At 44.4% G+C, this 19,623-nt stretch carries 25 protein-coding genes; 7 read left to right on the top strand and 18 right to left on the bottom strand.

All coding sequences use genetic code 11. The features are described 5' to 3' along the window. Position 1 precedes the first annotated feature (1 nt). From AC4IFT_RS13925 to AC4IFT_RS13905, 5 genes are read left to right on the top strand one after another with little or no spacing between them, the layout of a single operon-like run. Positions 2-514 carry a phage major tail tube protein gene (locus AC4IFT_RS13925; RefSeq protein ID WP_210848729.1) on the top strand — a complete coding sequence of 171 codons (513 nt, stop codon included), beginning with the start codon at positions 2-4 and terminating at the stop codon, positions 512-514. Positions 515-569: 55 nt separating this feature from the next. Further along, a complete protein-coding gene (locus AC4IFT_RS13920; RefSeq protein WP_349484342.1) occupies positions 570-869 on the top strand; it encodes a phage tail assembly protein in 300 nt (99 codons plus the stop codon). Beyond that, positions 869-1,021, top strand: a complete 153-nt coding sequence (locus AC4IFT_RS13915; RefSeq protein WP_336432368.1) for a GpE family phage tail protein — start codon at positions 869-871, stop codon at positions 1,019-1,021. The genes AC4IFT_RS13920 and AC4IFT_RS13915 overlap by 1 nt, the downstream gene beginning before the upstream one ends. Next, positions 1,018-3,834: a phage tail tape measure protein gene (locus AC4IFT_RS13910; protein ID WP_490751620.1), complete on the top strand. Its 2,817-nt coding sequence runs from the start codon at positions 1,018-1,020 to the stop codon at positions 3,832-3,834. The genes AC4IFT_RS13915 and AC4IFT_RS13910 overlap by 4 nt, the downstream gene beginning before the upstream one ends. A gap of 5 nt (positions 3,835-3,839) precedes the next feature. Beyond that, entirely contained in the window at positions 3,840-4,268 is a 429-nt protein-coding gene (locus AC4IFT_RS13905; RefSeq protein ID WP_165880252.1) for a phage tail protein, read from the top strand. A gap of 35 nt (positions 4,269-4,303) precedes the next feature. On the opposite strand, the gene AC4IFT_RS13900 is transcribed toward AC4IFT_RS13905, so the two are convergent. From AC4IFT_RS13900 to AC4IFT_RS13825, 16 genes are all read right to left on the bottom strand, one after another. Next, complete coding sequence (locus tag AC4IFT_RS13900) at positions 4,304-4,921, bottom strand: tail fiber assembly protein (protein ID WP_490751619.1); 618 nt, start codon at positions 4,919-4,921, stop codon at positions 4,304-4,306. Then, positions 4,921-6,597 (bottom strand): phage tail protein, encoded by a 1,677-nt coding sequence (locus tag AC4IFT_RS13895; RefSeq protein WP_490751618.1) that lies wholly within the window; start codon positions 6,595-6,597, stop codon positions 4,921-4,923. Before AC4IFT_RS13895 ends, AC4IFT_RS13900 begins: the two co-directional genes overlap by 1 nt. Further along, positions 6,594-7,205: a phage tail protein I gene (locus AC4IFT_RS13890; RefSeq protein WP_490751617.1), complete on the bottom strand. Its 612-nt coding sequence runs from the start codon at positions 7,203-7,205 to the stop codon at positions 6,594-6,596. The genes AC4IFT_RS13895 and AC4IFT_RS13890 overlap by 4 nt, the downstream gene beginning before the upstream one ends. Next, a complete protein-coding gene (locus AC4IFT_RS13885) occupies positions 7,198-8,106 on the bottom strand; it encodes a baseplate assembly protein (protein ID WP_490751616.1) in 909 nt (302 codons plus the stop codon). The genes AC4IFT_RS13890 and AC4IFT_RS13885 overlap by 8 nt, the downstream gene beginning before the upstream one ends. Before the next feature lie 3 nt (positions 8,107-8,109). Next, positions 8,110-8,448: a GPW/gp25 family protein gene (locus AC4IFT_RS13880; protein WP_490751615.1), complete on the bottom strand. Its 339-nt coding sequence runs from the start codon at positions 8,446-8,448 to the stop codon at positions 8,110-8,112. After that, on the bottom strand, positions 8,445-9,074 hold the full coding sequence (locus tag AC4IFT_RS13875; protein WP_490751614.1) for a phage baseplate assembly protein V: 630 nt from the start codon (positions 9,072-9,074) through the stop codon (positions 8,445-8,447). The genes AC4IFT_RS13880 and AC4IFT_RS13875 overlap by 4 nt, the downstream gene beginning before the upstream one ends. Next, complete coding sequence (locus tag AC4IFT_RS13870) at positions 9,071-9,712, bottom strand: phage virion morphogenesis protein (protein WP_272569586.1); 642 nt, start codon at positions 9,710-9,712, stop codon at positions 9,071-9,073. Before AC4IFT_RS13870 ends, AC4IFT_RS13875 begins: the two co-directional genes overlap by 4 nt. A gap of 14 nt (positions 9,713-9,726) precedes the next feature. Continuing rightward, positions 9,727-10,137, bottom strand: a complete 411-nt coding sequence (locus AC4IFT_RS13865) for a phage tail protein (RefSeq protein ID WP_490751613.1) — start codon at positions 10,135-10,137, stop codon at positions 9,727-9,729. 151 nt (positions 10,138-10,288) lie between these two features. Further along, positions 10,289-10,744: a lysis system i-spanin subunit Rz gene (locus AC4IFT_RS13860; RefSeq protein ID WP_490751641.1), complete on the bottom strand. Its 456-nt coding sequence runs from the start codon at positions 10,742-10,744 to the stop codon at positions 10,289-10,291. A gap of 43 nt (positions 10,745-10,787) precedes the next feature. Next, a complete protein-coding gene (locus AC4IFT_RS13855) occupies positions 10,788-11,333 on the bottom strand; it encodes a lysozyme (protein WP_490751612.1) in 546 nt (181 codons plus the stop codon). After that, positions 11,333-11,614, bottom strand: a complete 282-nt coding sequence (locus AC4IFT_RS13850) for a hypothetical protein (protein ID WP_206085896.1) — start codon at positions 11,612-11,614, stop codon at positions 11,333-11,335. Before AC4IFT_RS13850 ends, AC4IFT_RS13855 begins: the two co-directional genes overlap by 1 nt. Positions 11,615-11,616: 2 nt before the next feature. Beyond that, the gene (locus AC4IFT_RS13845; protein ID WP_490751611.1) at positions 11,617-11,817 is read right to left on the bottom strand and encodes a tail protein X; all 201 of its coding nucleotides are present in this window, start codon (positions 11,815-11,817) and stop codon (positions 11,617-11,619) included. Beyond that, positions 11,817-12,302 (bottom strand): head completion/stabilization protein, encoded by a 486-nt coding sequence (locus AC4IFT_RS13840; RefSeq protein ID WP_490751610.1) that lies wholly within the window; start codon positions 12,300-12,302, stop codon positions 11,817-11,819. The genes AC4IFT_RS13845 and AC4IFT_RS13840 overlap by 1 nt, the downstream gene beginning before the upstream one ends. Before the next feature lie 93 nt (positions 12,303-12,395). Next, positions 12,396-13,193, bottom strand: coding sequence for a phage terminase small subunit (gpM, locus tag AC4IFT_RS13835; RefSeq protein ID WP_490751609.1), 798 nt, complete (start codon positions 13,191-13,193; stop codon positions 12,396-12,398). Between the two features lie 54 nt (positions 13,194-13,247). Further along, complete coding sequence (locus AC4IFT_RS13830) at positions 13,248-14,300, bottom strand: phage major capsid protein, P2 family (protein WP_490751608.1); 1,053 nt, start codon at positions 14,298-14,300, stop codon at positions 13,248-13,250. A 29-nt stretch (positions 14,301-14,329) separates the two neighbouring features. Beyond that, complete coding sequence (locus tag AC4IFT_RS13825) at positions 14,330-15,178, bottom strand: GPO family capsid scaffolding protein (RefSeq protein ID WP_490751607.1); 849 nt, start codon at positions 15,176-15,178, stop codon at positions 14,330-14,332. A 147-nt stretch (positions 15,179-15,325) separates the two neighbouring features. Here AC4IFT_RS13825 and AC4IFT_RS13820 point away from each other — a divergent pair, with 147 nt between their 5' ends. Together AC4IFT_RS13820 and AC4IFT_RS13815 are read left to right on the top strand one after the other, a co-directional pair. Further along, positions 15,326-17,044 (top strand): terminase large subunit domain-containing protein, encoded by a 1,719-nt coding sequence (locus AC4IFT_RS13820; protein WP_490751606.1) that lies wholly within the window; start codon positions 15,326-15,328, stop codon positions 17,042-17,044. Next, positions 17,045-18,076 (top strand): phage portal protein, encoded by a 1,032-nt coding sequence (locus AC4IFT_RS13815; RefSeq protein ID WP_490751605.1) that lies wholly within the window; start codon positions 17,045-17,047, stop codon positions 18,074-18,076. A 447-nt stretch (positions 18,077-18,523) separates the two neighbouring features. On the opposite strand, the gene AC4IFT_RS13810 is transcribed toward AC4IFT_RS13815, so the two are convergent. After that, positions 18,524-19,372 carry a terminase large subunit domain-containing protein gene (locus AC4IFT_RS13810; RefSeq protein WP_490751604.1) on the bottom strand — a complete coding sequence of 283 codons (849 nt, stop codon included), beginning with the start codon at positions 19,370-19,372 and terminating at the stop codon, positions 18,524-18,526. Further along, the gene (locus AC4IFT_RS13805) at positions 19,369-19,620 is read right to left on the bottom strand and encodes a hypothetical protein (protein ID WP_210848713.1); all 252 of its coding nucleotides are present in this window, start codon (positions 19,618-19,620) and stop codon (positions 19,369-19,371) included. Before AC4IFT_RS13805 ends, AC4IFT_RS13810 begins: the two co-directional genes overlap by 4 nt. Positions 19,621-19,623: the final 3 nt, after the last annotated feature.

Below are 19,623 nucleotides of genomic sequence, written 5' to 3'. Positions count from 1 at the left end.
CATGGGAATGCCTAAAAAACTCTATATGTTTGACCTTTTCATTAACGGTCAAACCTACCTTGGACAAGTAGAAGAGGTCACGCCCCCGAAACTTACGTTAAAAACGGAAGATTACCAAGGTGGGGGAATGCTCGGCGCCGTTGCACCGCAATTCGGTTTTGAAGCTGGCGCGTTAGATATGGATATCACGATGGGTGGGCTGAATATTGAACTCATCAAAGATTGGGGCGGCACCATTGACGGTACACAGTTCCGTTTCGCTGGCTCTTACTATGATGATTCAACGGGTGAAACTACAGCCTATGAACTTCAAACCCGCGGACGCTTCAACGAACTTGACCAGGGAACTGCGAAAGCAGGTGATAACACTCAGCATAAGTACACGCTGAAAAACACCTACTGCAAGATCACGGCAGATGGTGAAACGCTTATTGAGATTGATTTGCTCAATATGAAATGGATTGTCGGCGGTACTGATCGCCTTGCCGAGCACCGCGCCAATATTGGTCACTAATTTTTAATAGCGTCACTGTGTGGCGCTAATCCCCTTTTTTGTTGGAGAGTAAATAATGTCTATTGTTAAATTTAATACCCCTGTAAAAATCCAAGGTGGTCGCGAAATTGAAGAAGTGACCATCACCGATACGATGCGACAAGCTGGTGCGTTGCGTGGTTTAAAATTGTGGGAAGTTGCCACAGGTGATGTTAACTCACTGATCACGCTGTTACCTCGCGTCACTCAACCTCGCCTCACGGAACAAGATATTGCCTCAATGCCAATTGATTGTTTTGCTCAATTAGCCAATGAGGTCGCAACTTTTTTAGCGCCGAGTGCCCCACTCGACGAGACGGACGCACAGGAAAACTAATCCCCGAAATACCCGCAATCGATATTGATGACATCATCGCCGATATTGCGATGGTGTTTCATTGGCCTCCCGCCTCTTTTGATGAAATGACAATTTCAGAATTGATAAAGTGGCATAGGCTCGCGGCGGCTCGCATAGGACAAAACGAATGACAGATCGCAATCTCAACATTCGGGTATCTCTCAGCGCCGTAAATCGTCTTACATCACCGGTTAGTGCTGCACAACGCAGTGCTGCCGGTTTTGCTTCTCAAATCAGAGCCACACAAAACAGTATTCGAAACCTGGCAAGCCAAGCCGGCACATTTGACCGTCTCTCACAGTCAGTTAAACGCAACAATACGGCGTATGAAGAAGCAAAAACGAAAGTTAAGGCACTACGTGATAGTTACCCCGCATTAAATCAACGCACCGAAGAACAAAAACGCGCACTGGATCAAGCGAGACTTGCCCGTGACCGTCTAGGCCGTTCACTGGATAGTGAAAAACGAAAATTACAATCGGCTGCTGCGCAGCTATATCGGCACGGTATTTCTATTCGAAATAGCGATAACGCTACCGCCCAAATCACACGACGTACCGAAGCGTATAACCGGCAACTTGACATGCAGCGGCAACGGCTGGCATCCGTTACCCGCGCACAATCTCAGTATCAAAAAGCCAAAGAAACCCGTAATAAGTTAGCAATGGGCGGTGCAACTGCGGTTGCTACTGGTGGCGGTGCTCTTTATGCAGCCTCGCGCGTCATGGCACCTGGTCGTGATTTTGACGAGGGTATGTCAGGTGTTCAAGCCCTCACCCGACTAGATAAAAATTCGCCTCAACTGGCGATGTTACGCCAACAAGCGCGTGAACTTGGCGCAAGTACAGCTTATACATCAACAGATGTTGCCTCCGGTCAAAAGTTTTTAGCAATGGCGGGTTTTACACCCGACGCCATTAAATCCGCTTTGCCTGGTGTTTTAAATATGGGCTTAGCCGGCGATATGGATCTCGGTGAAGCCTCAGACATTGGCTCTAACGTTCTGACTCAGTTCAAGCTTGATGCAGACCAAATGAACCGTGTATCAGACGTACTTACCGCCACATTCACCCGAAGCAATACTGACTTACGAATGCTCGGCGAAACGATGACGTATGCTGGCCCCGTTGCTGCACAACTTGGCGTTAGCCTTGAAAGCATGGCAGCAATGGCGGGCACAATGGCAGATAACGGTATTCGTGGCTCTATGGCGGGTACATCCATGCGAGCGGGCTTATCTCGACTCGTAGCCCCATTAGGCAAAGGGCAAGCCGCTATGAGTGCCCTAGGCGTTTCTGTAAAGGATGCCAACGGTAAATTACGTGATACCGGCGATATTTTAAAAGATGTGGGTAAGGCGCTACGGAAATATGACCAGGCTAGCCAGATCCGCATTAAAAAAGACATTTTCGGTGAAGAAGCCATGGTGGGTATGGGGGCCGTCATTGATGCCACTCTCAGCGGGCGATATGACGAACTTCTCAAAGCCAACCAAGGCGCACTTGGCGAAGCCGATAAAAATGCAAAAATAAAAATTGATAACTTAAAAGGTGACTTGAAACAACTGGAATCAGCCTGGGAAGATCTCGGCATTCAAATGCAAGAAAGCGTTGATTCCCCGCTACGTAGCTTGACTCAAGGCATAACCAACGCTGTCGCCAGTATTGGCAAGTGGATGCAAGCGCACCCGCAATTAACGTCTATGTTGATAAAAACCGGACTCATCATTGCTGGTCTGACTGCAGCATTAGGAACTTTGGCAATTGGCGCTGCTGCGGTAATGCTACCCTTTGCGGCCTTGCGTTTAAGCCTCACACTGTTAACTGGTGGTCAAGGTTTACTTGGGGCTCAAGGCGCATTCTCTAATTTCTTCAATGTGATAAAAGTCGGCAGTTCTATTGCTCGTGTGGCACTAACAACAATGTTTGGCCCAATTGGCTTAGTTGTTACCACCCTGGTAATTGCCGCCCTCACAATTTATAAGTATTGGGATCACATCAAGGCTTTCTTTAGTGGTTTCTTTGATGGTCTTATGATTGGCCTTGCACCAATACGTGAGGCATTCAGTGGTGCATTTTCAGCCGTTGCCCCTATTTTTGATGCAATTTGGTCAGCCGTTAAGAAAGTGTGGCAATGGTTAACTGAATTATTTGCCCCTATTAAAGCCTCTGACGAAGCATTAAAAGATTGTACCGAGGCGGGTAAAACGTTTGGCGAGGCTGTCGGATTCGCTATTTCGGCATTGATGACACCAATAACGATGGTTGCCAAAGGGATTAACTGGATACTTGAAGCGCTAGGCATGGCGCCACAGGTTGCCAGTGATACGGTAAACCAAATTAATAAAATGAAGCCGGTTGAACTGACAGCCGAAACCAAAGCGGTCATGGATTCATTCAGTTCACCACTTCAAGGGATTGCCGCCGTTATCAAAGCTGGAAACCAGGAACAAGCCAAAACCAACCAAGAGACCGCGAAGCACAATGAAAATGTCGAAAGTGGCAACATCACACCACCAAAAGTCAAAGTACCTGAATTTGGAACGGATGTTTACAACCCAGGCGAAGCCAAAAATAAAGGTTCTAGTGGTGGCGGTATCTCCACACCCGATAAAGAAATACGGGACCCGAATAAACTTGGTGAAATTGTTTTCAAAAACTTTCCTGCCATTAAAGCGGTGGATGGACTTTACCAAGACCCAACTGTACGCGGGGTTTCAGTGCCTAATGTGCTCGCAGCCTCTGACGTTGCACCGGCTAAAATGGAAATGCAACGCCCTGTTAAGCAAGATATCAAGCAAGAGGGAAATAAGTACGAATTGCATTTTCACGGTGTTGATATGAAAGACGCAAAAAGTATCGCCTCCATTGTTCGCCAGGAACTGGAAAAACTTAAACGCGAAACCGATACGCGCCGGCGTTCTCTGTTAACCGATATAGGATAATCACTATGATGATGATTTTTGGTATGTTTGTTTTTATGTTGGAAACCATACCTTATCAAAACTTACAACGCTCAATGAACTGGCGTTATGCCAAAAATGACCTGATTGGTCGTTCGGCATCGTATCAATACATTGGCGCCGGTGAAGATAAGATCACATTAACTGGCGTGTTGGTTCCCGAAGTGACCGGCGGGGATATTTCCCTGGAACTATTACGCACTTCCGCTTATCGCGGGCGCCCTTATCCACTAATTGAAGGCACTGGCTTAATTTATGGTATGTATGTCATGGATAGTATGAGCGAGGGCAGAACGTTATTTTTTGGTGACGGTAAAGCCAAACGAATCGAATTTACGATTACGTTGACCAGGGTAAATGAGGATTCGAGAGAGAAACTAGCTGGCATGGATTTAAACGATATACTTTCACTTTAGTTTATAAATAGTTAAGGGGCGAAACGCCCCTTTTTTTATTCGGGTTTAATAGGCCAATCGATATCTGGCGCTGTTGATGTGTTAATATCAGTCACATTAATGCTATATATTTCCCATTGGCTTAGTAACTCTTTTTCATCATCAGTTGCCATACCTAAGCGCACCTTGCGCTCAAGCATTGATATATTTTTCTCTGCCTCCTCTAAGCGCTTAGCCTTTTCACTATCAGCCTCGGTAACGTATGCAGCTTTTTGCGCTTCTATATCCGTTACCCATTTTTTACCATTCCACTTATCAAACTCGGTTTTTGGCTCTAGCAAGGTTAAATTTGTCGGCAGTTCACCGATAAAATTAATTACAATAGGCTGACGCGTTTCCGTGCCATACGCAGTTTTACCACGATAGTCAGCAACATGAAGCCATGTTTTCTCATCTTCACTACGAATAATTGCAATGCCTGATTTAGTCGGAATTTCTGGCTTATCGGTGTAAGCATCAGCAACTACTGAACCACCAAAGGGAACATTATCCAATGATGCGCGAACATATTCACGAGTCATTGAATCGCATAGATAGACTTCCACCCAGCCAGCAATGATAGCTAAACCTTGTTCGTCCAATTGTGCCTTTTGAATTTCAGTTGAATATTTCATTATTTCACTCTCGTTATTAAAATTTTTGCCACGTTTTTCATACGTGTTTCATTTGCTGTTCTTGCAACACGGCCAATATCGAACTCTAATGTTCTAAATCGCTGTCCTGATGATCCAGAGGCATATTCAATACCTCCCTTATCTGACCCAAAAAATGCACCTGCATATTGATAATCAGCACTGGTTGCCGCTAAGTTTCTGACTGACCCTGTCACAGATTGCACGGCATCCTCTTGATAGGTGCCAACGGTTCGCCCCGTATCAATCCCTTTACCATTATCCGCGACACGAATACCATACCCGCGGTCATCTGGAACCTTTAAATTTGTAAATACTTTTGCAAGCTCAGGGTATTCTGCCGCGGAAAATGAACGTCCCTCATTAGGCCAAAAATTACTAGGGATTGGTGCTGATGAATTCCAGATAACAGATGCGCCAATAGGCACACTTTGCATATCTTCCGTTGTATTTGATGTGCGGATATATCCATTTCTATCTATTTTGGTATTTCCAGTTGAGTAAAACTCAACAAAATCACCAGGGGCACCACTGGCGTTTGATGTTCGCCCCGATAAACGAAAGGTGCCTCCTTTCGTCCAGCACAGCACAGCTTGGAATGCTGCTGAATTTGGTGGAGATAGCATCTGACCACCTCCAACACTACCAAAAGGCCAACCCTCTGAATCTCTAGGGACGTTTTTAAATGTAACTTCGGTGCCTATCCCATTTTCACCAACGAGTAGAACCTCTCCATTCGATGATAATCCGCAGAGATATCCCTTAGGGTCTTTTCTCACATTTGCTTCATGATAGGCAGAATAGCTTGCTGACCCTATATCAACCCGAACATTCCCATTATTTGTTTGCAGTCTAATTTCACTAACATCAGTCGGGTTTCCCACATAAACGGCATTTGTACTGGCACTCATAATTTGCTTGTTGGCACCGCTTAACCTGTTCGACTCTAAGCGTTGAACATTCAATGGCCCTGTTACTGCTCCGCCTGATGTATCAAGCTTCTTATTTACCTCATCCTTAGTCGCGTAATCCCCTTTAGGCTGTAACTTTCCGGTTTCTGTGGTGAATAAACCCAAGCTAGGGACTTTGTCGTTATCGTTGCCTTTCTGGCCTGAAATATTCGCTTTATCGAATTTTTTATTTAAATCAAGTTTGGTTTGCGCTGATAGAGCATCAATTTTTTTATCTAGTACCGTAATTTCAGTATTCACATACTCGCGGGTTGCCAGTACGACTGATGGGTCAATTTTTAGTGTTACCGATTCAGTATGACTGACTATTAACACCATTCGAATTGATTGCGTACGGCCTGAACCCTCGGCAAGCTGTGGCTTATACGTTTCAGGGCAGTTTGCCACAGCAATTAAATTACCCGCTTTATCAAACAAGCCGATTTCACGTATCCACCAACCACCCTCTTGTTCCGGAATAATTTGTTCAGCAATAATTTGATTTTTGTTTTTATCATCAATAAACAATGTATTAATTGCAGCGCGGCGTTTTTCGGCAATCAGCTTAGTTTGATTGGTATCTGGCGTTGGTAAACTCCCGCCACCATCGCCCACCGCCATTTGGGTCAATTCAATCTTTGTACCCAGTGCGGTTGCCTGGGCGAGCAGGTTTTCACCCAACTTAGTCAGTAATGCAAAATATTTCATAATGGGTTAATCCTCATTTCGTCAATCAGGTGTACTGCAGCACCTTGAACATCAAGGCCAGATACAGAAATCAAAGGCGGTGTATAGGCATAAACAGTGAGTGAGTCACCGGCATAGCTAGAAGCCGCACAATAAAACTTACCGCGTGTTTCAAGTTGAATAGTGAGCCCGACTAAGTGACGGCTCGCGGGTTTAGCATCAAAAATAAGCGCTTCTAACTCTTGATACATTTCCTCGGTAATACCCGTTTCAAGTACCCCGATATCAAGGCGAAACGTGCCTGGTGTCTCGTTGGTTTTCCACCATTCAACAACACGAATTAAATAGCCCAACGGCTCGACCACACGGCGTAATGCCCCTATCGTGCCCTTGTGTTTATGAATAAACATCGCGGATTTAATTGCGTCACGCTTGGCTTTTTCAGTCCAGTTTTTATCCCAACGGTCAACACTGAACGCCCAGGCTAAATAGGGAAGTAAATGTACAGGGCATAGATCAGGGTTCCACAATTCACGAATAGGCACAGGGACTTTTTCAAGCTGAGCGCAAGCCTCTGCCGCTGCAATTTCTAGCTTTGATGAACCAACAGGCAACAATTGGCTACTCATCAGATCCCCCTAGCATCACATTAATATTGGTGCAGTAACTGGCCTGCGTTTTATCCAATTTGATATCTGCAGCCGGCTTTTTAATTTCGACCCGCTGAACACCTTGAACGTGCAAGGCCGCATAAATGGCACTCAACACAATGTCACGGCCTAACCGGTGTTGTTGTGTGGTATAGCGCTTTAATTGTGCCTCTGCCGCTTCGGTGATGGGTTCATATTCAGGCGCTGGATAGCAATAAATCATCGCTTCAATTTCATAATTCACTATTTTTGCGGATTGCACTGTGACCCGATCAGCCACTGGCCTAACATCTTCATCGTTTAAAGCCACATTCACTTTTTCAATCAAATCAACCGGTGCGGTGCCGTTCCCCTCACGGGATAACACCGTAACAGTGACATAAGCCGGCTTTGGGCTAATCACGGATGCGTCGGCGATACGACCATCAGCGCTACGGGCATGATATTCATAACTGCCAATAGGGCCAGCGACACTTAACGCTTCAAATGCACCAGGTATACGCACGCGGAGATCAGAATCAGATTCATACACTGGCGGAATAGGTGGAATAGCAGTTTCATCACCGGCAAATAGCACCAAGCGCTTAACGCCATTATTGGCGGCTAACTGATCAAGGTCTGCCCCTGTTGCAAACGCGACCATTGAAGCCCTTGCCGCCTCATTCACACGTTGTCTCAAAAGTAACTCACGGTAACAGTTAACTTGTAATAGCTTAACTAGCGGCTCAGACTCTAATTCTAATGTTCGCGCAATAGCGGCTCGCTGTTCTTCTGGCGTAGCTTCAATCAATGCCGCCTTGTGCTCTGCAAATAAAATATCAAAATCAAGCGATTCCACAACATCCGGCGGCGGTAATAAACTTAAGTCAATCGTTGGCATGGCTTACCTCACGGGGATTGTTGTTGCTAAAGGTTGACCGTCATTTTTCATGCACTGCAGGTAAAGCGTTGTAACGCCCTTATCGTTTTGTTTCACCTCGATTTTTTGCAAACTTACACGAGGCTCCCAACGTAATAACGCCATATAGCAGGCACTCATTATTTTTAATCGCAGTGGCTTGTTATCAGCTTGGTCAATCAATTCCATCAAAAGTGAACCATATTCACGGCGCATCACTCGCGAACCAATTGGAGTAATCAAAATGTCATTAATGCTTTGGCAAATATGCGCATCATCATTAATTTTCCGCCCGGTGTTTCTGTCAAATCCGCTATACATCATTGAGGGCCATCCGTTTGACTGCCGCCGCGCTCAACACCACCATGTTTATGATCATGCAAAGTGATGCCATTCGATTTAATGCTGCCGTTTTTATGATTAAAGTTACCGGTCATTTCACCGCCTTTTTCAACATTCAACGTGGCACAAGTTAGATTGTTTGAGCACACAACTTTTGGCGTATTGAAATTAATTTGACTGCTCGCATTAACCGTGACGGTTGGCGCCGTTGCGTCAATGGCATCACTGGCATTAACGACAGCTTTTTTAATACCGGTCACTGATAATTGCCCCGTGGCTGGCTCATATTCAATCACGGCACCATCACTAAACGTCTTGTGCATGGCCTCTGCTGAATGGCTTGGCGCATCATGAGTAAAGCTATACAACGAGCACAAAATAAACGCGGTACTTAGTTCACCACCAATCGCACCAATCAACACTTGCTCGCCAACACTTGGCGCCCACCAAGAACGACCCGCACCGGCACGGTCTGCACCAAACATGATCCAATCGGTAAAATTTTCGCCTGTCCTTACGCGACACACTTTTCCCTTTAAGTCGATTTCTTCAACAATTCCGACCCGCAAAATATTTGAAATTAGGCGCTCAAGTTCAGTAACGTTCATTTTGCACTCATTAAATCGTGGTAAATGATTTCCAGTAATCCAATTCGTTCATGAGGTGATAACCCTAATAATTCACGCTGTGGATACTGCGTTTTTGCCAGTTCGTTAATCGTTCCGTTAAGCCCGTATTGGTGCTGCCTTGCAATCGCCGCAGCACGACCTTGAAAACCAACAACGGCAGCGGCTGGCGTTGATTGCATCCGTAAAAATCTGGCGGTGCGTAACCGTTGAAACATGGGATCAGGTCGCTTAGTGCTACGCCGTGTTTCTGATAAATTAATCGCTAAAAATCGGTCAATATCACTACGGTAGAATGACCTTAGCGCGCCGCGCTCCTCATCAAATCCCGTTATCATCCGACCATTACGACCTTTCGTACTGCGCCAACTACGCAACCGGCGAACCTCGCCTTTATATAAAAACTCAACACTTTGCTTTGACCGAAGCACTTTTGTTTTTCTTGCCTGGTACGCTGATCCATCAGGATTTTTTTGACTGCGAATACGTTTTTGTTGGTCTGTTCTAATCGCTTTTGCCAGCCTGGCAGATAACCGGCGACGATAAGCAGGGCTTGTTGTTGAAAGCAACCGTGATAATTCATCATCTAGCTGTGCAAACAGTGAATTTTCATTACTCACGATTTACCCCCGCATTATTTAGGTTGAAATTTCGGTTCTGGTAAGTGCGTGATCACATCTTTACCGCTGGAACTGTCAACGGTGACACGTTCAGTCACTTGCAAAACAATCAAAATGTCAGCGGTATCGTTGTCTAAAATATCGGCATCAAAGCGAATACCAGCTTCGCGTTTTTCAGGGTTGAATATCAAATCAGGCTGCTGTTCACGAACCCACTTCATTACTGCCAACGCTAAATTATCCAAAGGGTTCGGGTAGTCCATTGCTAATACATTCAATTTGTAACGATACAAAAATGAATTGCTCGCCGTTCCGGTGGCAATGACTTGCCCCTCAGTCACATAGACTTCAAGCGCTTCGACACTTTGCTGAAAAAAGGGATCACTTTTTGCGATAAACTCCCTTAATAATTTCGGCTTTAACATCACTGCCCCCGATAATGCTCAATGGCACGAACACAACGTTTCTCTAAGCTCGGCTTGTCAATCTTGCATGTGCTATCGATGGAAATATAAAAACTAAATCCCCAAAAAACGCACAAATATAAAATGATACCGATAACGCAAAGTGCTTTCTTCATGGCAATAACCTGCATTGTTTTTCAAGCTTTATCGCCCTGGCTTGCCAATAATCTAGTTTGGCTTGGTCACTGATAATGCCGGCTCGGATATCGTAAATAAGCTGTCCAGCTTCTGCAGAGAATCGGATTTCGGTTCCATCGCCCACGCTGCCGCTGCCGGTATTTCGACTTGCTGACAACTTACAGGTAGCAAGGTCGGCTTTGGCGAACCGCAACCACTTATCACCATTAGCCAGGGAACGACGAAGGCGATCATTTTCATTAAGTTCATGCTTAAGTTTTCCTGAATATTCCGCATCTAATTCAGCGGCGGTACGTTGTGCTGACTTCATACGCTCAATCACCGCATCACTGTGCATCTTTGCTTCAAGGGCTATCGCGGTAATGGTTGTTTCATGCATTGCCGTTTGTACCGCTATCTTTTTGTCGTAATGCCATTTACCTACGATCACCAACAAGGCCAGCCCAATAATGAGGTACGTTGAAAGGCCGCTTTTATTCATCATCAAGCCCCCAACACGCTAGCGCTGACTCTTGCTCCCGGCGTAATACTTGCCCGTAACAGCCGTTTTTCTGGCCTTTTGTTTGGCGGCAATCTTTACCTCCATCAAAAATCCAACGTTTAATTTCTTGGCAAGCGCCTTTTTTATCGCCGCTATTAAGCTTTTTATAAAATGTCGAAGTAAAGCATTTACCAGGACCGATATTGTAGGGGCAGAAACTGGCAATACCGGCGACTTGCGCGTCTGTTAATGGCACTTTGACATTACGCAACACCCAGTTAACCGCCTTTTCAGCTTCAATACGGTTAACTTTGGCACACTGCTCATCGGTCATCGTCATGCCTTTTTGTACGGGTTTACTATCTATTCGTGTAACGCCTCGGCATATTGTCCAAACACCACCCGCATCTTGGTAAGACGTCAGCAAGTTCCCTTCTTTTTCATCAAGGAATTGGTCAAGGATTGCTGTTGCACCAGCTCCACCTAATAACAAGCCAATCATGGCTTTACTGAATAAGTTCACGTTATTTTGTCGCATTACAAATCCTGTTTAGGTGCGGTAATAAAGTCTTTCACTGACTCGGAGGCATTACCTAATTCACTTTGTTTTTTTAAGGTGTTCACATAATCGGCCCATATTTCCGTCCTTTTTTGCTGTGAACGGCGATTAAGCAAATAATTCAGAACGCCCAAAACAACACTGACAATAAGCCCAAATAGAAAGCCAACTTCATAAAGTGTGAAACCAGAAAAGAACGCGCCAACGGTGGCGAAAAAATAAGTAAGCTTGCTATGAAGTTCGCTGTAAAGTTCGTCCATCCCTAATCCCACAATTGAATAATGTCTTTCTGTTTAGGCTCGGTAATATCGGGCATATCCACCCATTGACCCGCGTTTAATTCGGTTGTCAGACACAATCCAGGGTTAGTTTCTAAAACCTGCTCTACAACACCATGCGTGCGCCCGTAATAGCGAAAACACAACAAATCTACGGTATCGCCTTGATGTGCCTGAACTTTCATTATGCTAACTCCGCAATCATGCGTTTCTCTCCGGTCAAATCACGGATTGCATTTTGGGTATCACGTTTTAAATCATCAATTTGAGTGCTCAACGCCTCGGCGTGCTTTTCACCATCGCGCGTTGTGTCAATATCACGATAATTTTCAATCAAGTATGCTTTTGTGTAGCTGTACACCGCATGACGATACAAAAAGGTATGATTGGTTTCGTTATTCACGGGCGGTGACGGTATTTTTTCCAATGCATCAACTGTTTGCTTAGTTTGCCAGTGACTTAATAAATTATTGACATAGATAACCGAATTCGTGGCGGCATGTTTTAGCCTGGCGGTTGTGACTGTGCCATTGATACGCATCGCCCAGCGTAGATCCGAAAGCTTAATCTCAGGGTAAAAAGGGATACTTTTAACCGTTTCGCCCTGGTCATTGATATCGATGGTTTCATCCGTTGGCGCAATGGTTTTCTTCGCAACTAGCCCGTTCATTGGGTCACCTCAATAAAAAACGGCGGTGGACGATGAAACAACGTTATTTACCCTGTTTCATCGTGCCGCCGTGGCACACGGGGGTGCATTCGGTTAAGACGCGGCTTTTTTCCGTGTCGTTGTTGTCTTTTTCGTGGTGGCTTTCTTCACTGCCGCCTTTTTAGGCTCAGGCTTTTCGGCAATGACAGGCTCTTGTGGTGGAGCATCATCTTGTTTTACTGTGGCTTTTTTGATTTCTCGCTGCAGTAATTCAATATCACGCTTAACACCCACTTTTTCATGCAGTAACACTGCGCTTTGCATCAGCTCAACCGCGCGTGACTTGTCGTTAATGTCATCATTTAAACGCAATGTATAAGCCAATGATTTATAGAGTTTTGCACGAACTTCATTAGGCACATCGTATGATTTAGTCAGGCCATTTAAACGCTCTAATACATTGATAGAAATTAATTTTTCTTTATCAACACCCGCCGCAAATAGCGTCAGCGATCTATCACAAATTTCATCAATCACCATCGTTGCCGGCGTGCGGTTATAACGTTCTGGCAACGGCAAGTTATAGGCGAGAACGTAGTCAGCCATATCAAGCGCACGGTCATAATTTTCACAATCAATTTGCCAGACTAGGAGCGTTGTAAATACTTCGTCTGATTGCCCTGTGTTAGCCGATAACACGCCGTCAATCCAAGGCTCATACTGTTCAAGTATTGTTTTTTTATACTCAACTTTAAATTCCGTACCTTGAATATTGCTAAGCCGTGTTTGGTCGTGACGTAAACGGTGTAAAATTTGTTCGTATGCCGTCATATCTTCGGCTGTATGTTCATCGCCTCGGCGTTCTGCCATAACTTGGCGCCAATGTTTTTGCGCCGGTGTAAGTTGTTCCATTGCATGTTCCCCGTGAAAAATACCGGTGCCACAATGACACCGGTGGTCTTACTGTTACTCGCCGCTGTTAGCACCAGCAAAGGTAATGTCTTCAATCAGACAACCTAAGCCGTAATCTTCAACCGCATAGCCGTCATTGCTTTGTGCATAAGTTGCAATACGGTTATATTCCGGTTCATTTTTGATAAAGCGGGTTAACTTTCCTTTCTGCCAGTACAACGACAGGTTTTTCATGGTGGTGATAAACACTGCACCATCAGGCATGTAAGGCACTTGAACCGTAGGAATGCCACCTAAAGCACTTAGATTTAACAACTCATTACCAGCGAGCAGTTCCATATTTGGATTTTGCTGGCTGTGCTGATTGATAACTTTGAAGTTTTTCTGTGTGACCAGTTGGCGACCGACAATTGCAACAAGCCCCACGGCTTGTCTGTGCCACGGATCAAGCAAGCTATTCGCAGCATCGAAAACGAGCGCATCAATATTGGCATATTGCCCTTTAGTGATGATTTTTCCGTCCTCATCACGAGAAGTCAGGGTGATACCTTTCATCACACGTTGCGGCGCACGTTCACGCATTAATTGCAGCCAACCGATATTGACATCTTGCAGTAATGGGTAGGTGTCACGGTCAGATTTCAGCGCACATTTCTCACCGTTAAAACCAATCATCAAGCGGTCTAAGGCTTCACGCTGTAAAATTTGCTGATTAATCAAATTCTGAAACTCAGGATGACCCGCCCAGGCATCTAACTGCGTATAAGAAATCATGGTGTCAAAGTTGGTTTGCTCACATGAATATCGATTTGTAGTTAAATCATGTACTGACTGTGGTTCACGGCGATCAGTTGTCGAAGTGTTGCGACCCGCAATAGGCTTATTTACAGCGATTAGAATCGTTTCGCCTTTTTGCTCGGTGACACCGAACGAGTTGATTTCTTTTAGAAATGGATGATTCTCCATCACCGCTTTTTCAATTTTTTGCTGGACAGACGGATCAACCGAAAACTGCAGCTTATCATCAGTTCTGACGGTGTTATTTAGACGCGCTTGGTTATCCAAATAGGATAAAAACGCCTTTTGTACTTGTGGTGTATATGACATTGAGGCCATTCCTTAATAGTCGGGTTTAATTAATACTCAGACTGAACAAACCCGCCGTTACCGGTGGAAAGTTGACGTTGTTCACCGCCCGCATCAGAATTACTCAGCTGCGTTTTCAGGGCTTCCAGCTCTTGCGTAAGCTTGCTGATATCACCCGCTTGAGTTTCATTTTTCGCCGTGAGAGCTTCCACCTCTTTTAACGCATTGGCACACGTTGTTGCCGTGAGGTTAATCCCCTCTCTAAGCGCGGAAATTTCTTGTGATGCCGTATCACGCTGAATACCTAATACTTTCTTTATCCCATCCAAGAATTGCTCTGATAATGATTGCTTATCAGCTTTATCTTTCACTGCCGCCGCCGTTAGCTTTACAACGGTTTCCAGGGATGCCGTATACGTGTTGTTTGCATCATCTGGTAAGCCACGTTCGCGGTTACTCAGTTTGATAACTTGCGTACCAAATGCCGCCGGTGTGTCTGTTAACGCAACACCGGTCAGATAAGCCCCTTTTGCGGCATCATTCGGGCAATCCGGTAAAAATTCGATACTGGAAAAGATTTTTTGACCACTTTGATTAAGCGCTAATAATCCAGCGTCTTTTACGGGATCAATGGTCGCGGTAATTTCTAAGGCTAATTTTCCTTTTAATGGCCCATCTTCCAATTCAACAGCACGAACGGAATCGACCATGGAAAAATGGCGCCATTGGCTATCAGGGAAAATACTGGTGATGTGTTCTAAGTTAATTCGTGCAGCATAAAGTTGCGGGCTGTAGTTGTCCGCCATCTGCTGGATTTGGTCACGCGATACAGCAAAGCCGTTAAGCGTTCCACCCTCCGTACAGACGATGACTTGTAGTGTTTTATTGTCCTTTGGCATTGGGTTTTTACTCCGAAGATAGCGACAATTCTGTGTGCTTATATCTTCGCAACTGATTGTTTATGATTCAAAACCTTTGCCTTGTCGTGTCAATGTGACAAGTTAAAACCGTGGAGGACTACGCGCGCGATGTGGGAAAGTTGATACATGATGACAGACTCATTACGCGATCCGAGACAGGAAGCGAAAAGCCTCTACTGGCAGGCCTACAGCATTTCACAAATTGCCACTCACTTAAATGTGAGTGCGAACACTATTTATTCGTGGCGTCGGCGCGATAAATGGGATGAAACCGAGGTAATGCAGCGCCTTAGCGATGAGACCCACGTACGTATATTGCGTTTAATGTCAAAAGAGAATTTGACCGCTCATGATTTCAAAGTCATTGATTTTTTAGGGCGTCAACTAGAACGCTTTAACAAATCGAATGAGCAGCACGAAATAGAAAAGAAACCGAAAACCCCGAAAAACCATTTCACCGATGAACAAATAGACCAATTGCGCGACCTCGTGTTGGATTCACTCTATGAACATCAAAAGAAATGGTACAAACAAAAACACCGCCGTAACCGGATGATTTTAAAGTCACGGCAAATCGGGGCGACTTGGTATTTTGCCAGGGAAGCATTAATTCATGCGCTAGAAACTGGAAATAACCAAATATTTCTATCGGCTAGCCGCGCCCAGGCATTGCAATTTAAAGTTTTTATTCAGGCCCTCGCACGGCTTGTCGGTGTTGAATTAAAAGGCGGCGATAAAATTATTTTAGCTAATGGTGCAACGCTGTTTTTCCTTGGCACATCGGCGGCTACTGCACAGTCATACACTGGCGATCTCCATTTTGATGAGTTCTTTTGGACAGCGAATTTTATGGAGCTGCGTAAAGTCGCTGCAGCAATGGCAACGCAAATTGGTTTGCGCCGTACTTACTTTTCGACACCCTCGTCAGAAGAACATGAAGCCTATCCGTTCTGGACGGGGGATTTCTTTAATAATGCACGCGCTGAAAGTAAAAAAATTCTCATTGATACCAGCCATAAGACATTAAAAAACGGGCAGTTAGGCGGTGATAATATCTGGCGCCAAATCGTCACGATTCATGATGCGCTTAACTCTGGCTTTGACCTTGTTTCCCTGGAAGAAATCGAAAGCGAAAATACCCCTGATGATTTTGAAAACTTATACAACTGCCAGTTTGTTAAAGCCGGTGAGCGTGCCTTTGATTATAACGCCCTTATTGCGCGAGGTGTTGACGGGTATAACCGAGACGTTTGGCCTGATTGGAAACCTTACACTAACCGCCCGCTTGGCAATAAACCGGTGCATATCGGTGCTGACCCAACCGGCACCGGCGGCAATGGTGACGGCTTAGGGATTGCCGTTCTTTCCCCGCCTGCAGTCACTGGCAGTAAATGGCGAGTTGTTGAAGCCCTGCGCTTTCGTGGTATGGCCTTTGAAAAACAAGCCGAAGAAATCAAAAAATTAACCCTGCGTTATAACGTTATCGGGATCACGATTGACGGCACTGGCGGTACGGGTGAGGCCGTCTATGAGTTGGTTAAAAAATTCTATCCAGCGGCAACCATGATTGGTTACTCCGCACCGGTTAAACGGCTAATGGTCCTCAAAACACAAATGTTAATTCGTAATGGTCGCCTTGAATATGATGCCGGCGCACAACACATTGCCTCATCGTTTATGACAATTAAAAAGGTAATCACCCCAGGCGGCATTGTTACCTACGTATCGGAAAGAACACGCGGCGTTGATCACGGTGACATTGCCTGGTCAATCATGAATGTTTTATATGGCGAACCTATTGGCAGTGAAACTGCAAATGAAGGTTCCTGCATATCGGAGTTTTAAATGGAAACTGAATTACCCGTTGTCACAAACACAACAAACTTACCTGCTGAAAATCAATGCGCCGCATTCACTTTTGATAATCCCATACCCATTATGGGCGCCTATGATTTACTGGATTGCATGGAGTGTGCCAAAAATGGCAAGTGGTATGAGACACCACTGGATTTTTACGGCATTGCGCGCGCCTTTCATTCTGCAGTGCATCACCAATCGCCGCTATTTTTTAAGCGTAATGTAATAATGAGTTGCTTTATTCCACATAAGGCACTGACCTATAAAGAAATGAGCGCTTATGTATTGGATTACCTGGTATTCGGTAATGCTTACTTTGAGAAGCGCATTAATCGCCTGGGCGGTTTACTGCAGCTAAAACGCTCGCCGGCTAAATATACTCGCCGTGGTGTTGACCTGGATAACTATTTTTTTGTTCAAAACTTTCGTGACGCTCACGAATTTAAACGCGGTCATGTCTTTCACTTAATCAATCCCGATATTAACCAGGAAGTATACGGCCTACCTGAATATCTCGCCGGCCTTATCTCTGCCACCCTCAACCGTTCAGCCACAACATTTCGTGTTAACTATTATGAAAATGGTTCGCACGCCGGTGTGATTGTTTATCTTAATGACACCCTCGCCGATCCCAACGGTGTCAATGATTTAAAAGAGTCATTGCAAAAATCACGGCAAGGCGGTGCGTTTAAAAATCTCTTTGTCTACGCTGCCGGCGGTAAGAAAGACGGGATTCAAATATTACCATTTAGCCAAATCGCGGCGAAAGATGAATTCATGAGCGTGAAAGATACAACCCGCGATGACTTGCTCGCCATGCACCGCGTGCCCCCTCAACTGATGGGTATAGTGCCAAGTGGCTCAAGTAACTTTGGTGATATTGAAAAAGCCGCTAAAGTCTTTTCTATCAATGAATTATCCCCCATCATTGAAAGCTTGAAGTCAATCAATGAATGGCTAGGCGAAGAGGTTGTACGCTTCAATACGTACGCTTTGTTAGATGCCCTGGGTAGCAAGTGATAGCGAGATAAAAGTAATTATCCTCTGTATCAAGCTGTACGCTATCACACCGCTTTCAATTATTACTTATAGCTAGCCTCGTTTTAAATCAAAACGCATCAACCTACCCCACACAGGCGCAAAAAAGCGCCTTTTTTTATGCCTCAAACGTGCGAAAAAACAACCCCACCTACAACCCATTGCGCGCGATTGCTCCCCCGCCTCGCCCGCACACAAAAGGTGTGCTTTTTTGTGCAGTTGTGCCGATCACCAAAACCCGCACCAGTACAGGTACCAAGCAGAAAATAAGTCAAGGCTAAATTTGTGCAATTTGATGCGAAATTGTGACCCTATTTACACAGTCAATAAAGCGAAATGATTCTGGTATTTTTCCGGTATCAGCGATAAAATGGCAACGTCTATGATTGAAATGAAAAGCCCCGCAATTTCTTACCTGCGGGGCTTTTTTTATGCTTTTTTCGCGGGATGGTGGCAAAGGAATAGCTGGTTAAATAACTCGTCACCAAACGCCAACCTTTGAGAGTTTCTTATTTCAGCGTCGATAAAATTATTACCTATCTCAGATGCCACATTAGGCACCACATCATAGTAACCAGCAAACATTTGTTCGGGCTCCAAGCAATGCCCTTGGTCATTTTCATGTCGTGATGAATAAAGTGTTATTCGTCCTTTATTTGATAGTTTGCTTAACGGAATAATTTCAATATTTCGGTTATTTTTCTCACCATAAACAAATAGATTTTTAAACGGTTTGTTGTGAGCTTCTTTTAAGCTTTTAACCAATAATTCAAATTCAGCTCCCTGCAAGGCTGAATCATTAATCATAATAATTCCATTAGTTGAGGCCATTATCTTTGTTGTTTCTAAGGTTCTATTAGGATTATCAAACCAAGCCCATTCAGATAAATATATATCTCCGCAATCATCCGATATTTCGTCTTTATCAGACAAAAAATAAATTTTGGCACCATTCGATAACTGTATTATTTTTTCATTACCTAATAGTGATTCATCCACTTTCGCATGACGAATCATGTAATAAAATTCACTGCACATAAAATCATCTTCATCACTTGAAGTTGGAGCAATAAACGTTTTATTCTCCCCAGTTAAACAAGCGTCTAGCAATGCCTCAAGAGAAAAGTAATCACTAGCCCCAATCTGCCGGCCTTTGTGTAAAAATCGAAACCTATCAAATCGGTGCTGATACCACCGCGATTGCCAAGGTAAAAGGTTTTCCAAATTTGCATACAAATCGATTAATAACTCGGTTGTCACTTCTATTTTAAAATTCATTTTTTAGTATCCTCTTTATTTTTAATAACCACATGGATATGAATATCGTCATTTGGTTCGCATCTTTCCTCTATCCAAAAAAGAATTAATAAAAATAAAATTGAAATAAACGTTAGTGGCCAAAGAATCAGAATAAATAATGTCCCACCAAACGAAAGCCTATCGTCACTTTTATTTCTATAATGTAAGCTAATAACTAATGAAAATAAAATCAGCCCTATAAACCATATATTTAAAAAAGTACTCATAAT

Source organism: Providencia sp. UF-183 (genome assembly GCF_058246155.1).
The sequence above is the reverse complement of the archived record's forward strand: the minus strand, read 5'-3'. Positions and strand labels throughout refer to the sequence as shown.

Bases quoted from the DNA above. Each gene is read 5' to 3' on its own strand.
- AC4IFT_RS13920 (WP_349484342.1), top strand. From the start codon at position 570: ATGTCTATTGTTAAATTTAATACCCCTGTAAAAATCCAAGGTGGTCGC.
- AC4IFT_RS13925 (WP_210848729.1), top strand. From the start codon at position 2: ATGGGAATGCCTAAAAAACTCTATATGTTTGACCTTTTCATTAACGGT.
- AC4IFT_RS13905 (WP_165880252.1), top strand. From the start codon at position 3,840: ATGATGATGATTTTTGGTATGTTTGTTTTTATGTTGGAAACCATACCT.
- AC4IFT_RS13885 (WP_490751616.1), bottom strand. From the start codon at position 8,106: ATGCCAACGATTGACTTAAGTTTATTACCGCCGCCGGATGTTGTGGAA.
- AC4IFT_RS13825 (WP_490751607.1), bottom strand. From the start codon at position 15,178: ATGCCAAAGGACAATAAAACACTACAAGTCATCGTCTGTACGGAGGGT.
- AC4IFT_RS13820 (WP_490751606.1), top strand. From the start codon at position 15,326: ATGATGACAGACTCATTACGCGATCCGAGACAGGAAGCGAAAAGCCTC.
- gpM (WP_490751609.1), bottom strand. From the start codon at position 13,193: ATGGAACAACTTACACCGGCGCAAAAACATTGGCGCCAAGTTATGGCA.
- AC4IFT_RS13895 (WP_490751618.1), bottom strand. From the start codon at position 6,597: ATGAAATATTTTGCATTACTGACTAAGTTGGGTGAAAACCTGCTCGCC.
- AC4IFT_RS13890 (WP_490751617.1), bottom strand. From the start codon at position 7,205: ATGAGTAGCCAATTGTTGCCTGTTGGTTCATCAAAGCTAGAAATTGCA.
- AC4IFT_RS13855 (WP_490751612.1), bottom strand. From the start codon at position 11,333: ATGCGACAAAATAACGTGAACTTATTCAGTAAAGCCATGATTGGCTTG.
- AC4IFT_RS13875 (WP_490751614.1), bottom strand. From the start codon at position 9,074: ATGAACGTTACTGAACTTGAGCGCCTAATTTCAAATATTTTGCGGGTC.
- AC4IFT_RS13845 (WP_490751611.1), bottom strand. From the start codon at position 11,817: ATGAAAGTTCAGGCACATCAAGGCGATACCGTAGATTTGTTGTGTTTT.
- AC4IFT_RS13830 (WP_490751608.1), bottom strand. From the start codon at position 14,300: ATGTCATATACACCACAAGTACAAAAGGCGTTTTTATCCTATTTGGAT.
- AC4IFT_RS13865 (WP_490751613.1), bottom strand. From the start codon at position 10,137: ATGTTAAAGCCGAAATTATTAAGGGAGTTTATCGCAAAAAGTGATCCC.
- AC4IFT_RS13900 (WP_490751619.1), bottom strand. From the start codon at position 4,921: ATGAAATATTCAACTGAAATTCAAAAGGCACAATTGGACGAACAAGGT.
- AC4IFT_RS13910 (WP_490751620.1), top strand. From the start codon at position 1,018: ATGACAGATCGCAATCTCAACATTCGGGTATCTCTCAGCGCCGTAAAT.
- AC4IFT_RS13840 (WP_490751610.1), bottom strand. From the start codon at position 12,302: ATGAACGGGCTAGTTGCGAAGAAAACCATTGCGCCAACGGATGAAACC.
- AC4IFT_RS13805 (WP_210848713.1), bottom strand. From the start codon at position 19,620: ATGAGTACTTTTTTAAATATATGGTTTATAGGGCTGATTTTATTTTCA.
- AC4IFT_RS13815 (WP_490751605.1), top strand. From the start codon at position 17,045: ATGGAAACTGAATTACCCGTTGTCACAAACACAACAAACTTACCTGCT.
- AC4IFT_RS13880 (WP_490751615.1), bottom strand. From the start codon at position 8,448: ATGATGTATAGCGGATTTGACAGAAACACCGGGCGGAAAATTAATGAT.
- AC4IFT_RS13850 (WP_206085896.1), bottom strand. From the start codon at position 11,614: ATGGACGAACTTTACAGCGAACTTCATAGCAAGCTTACTTATTTTTTC.
- AC4IFT_RS13810 (WP_490751604.1), bottom strand. From the start codon at position 19,372: ATGAATTTTAAAATAGAAGTGACAACCGAGTTATTAATCGATTTGTAT.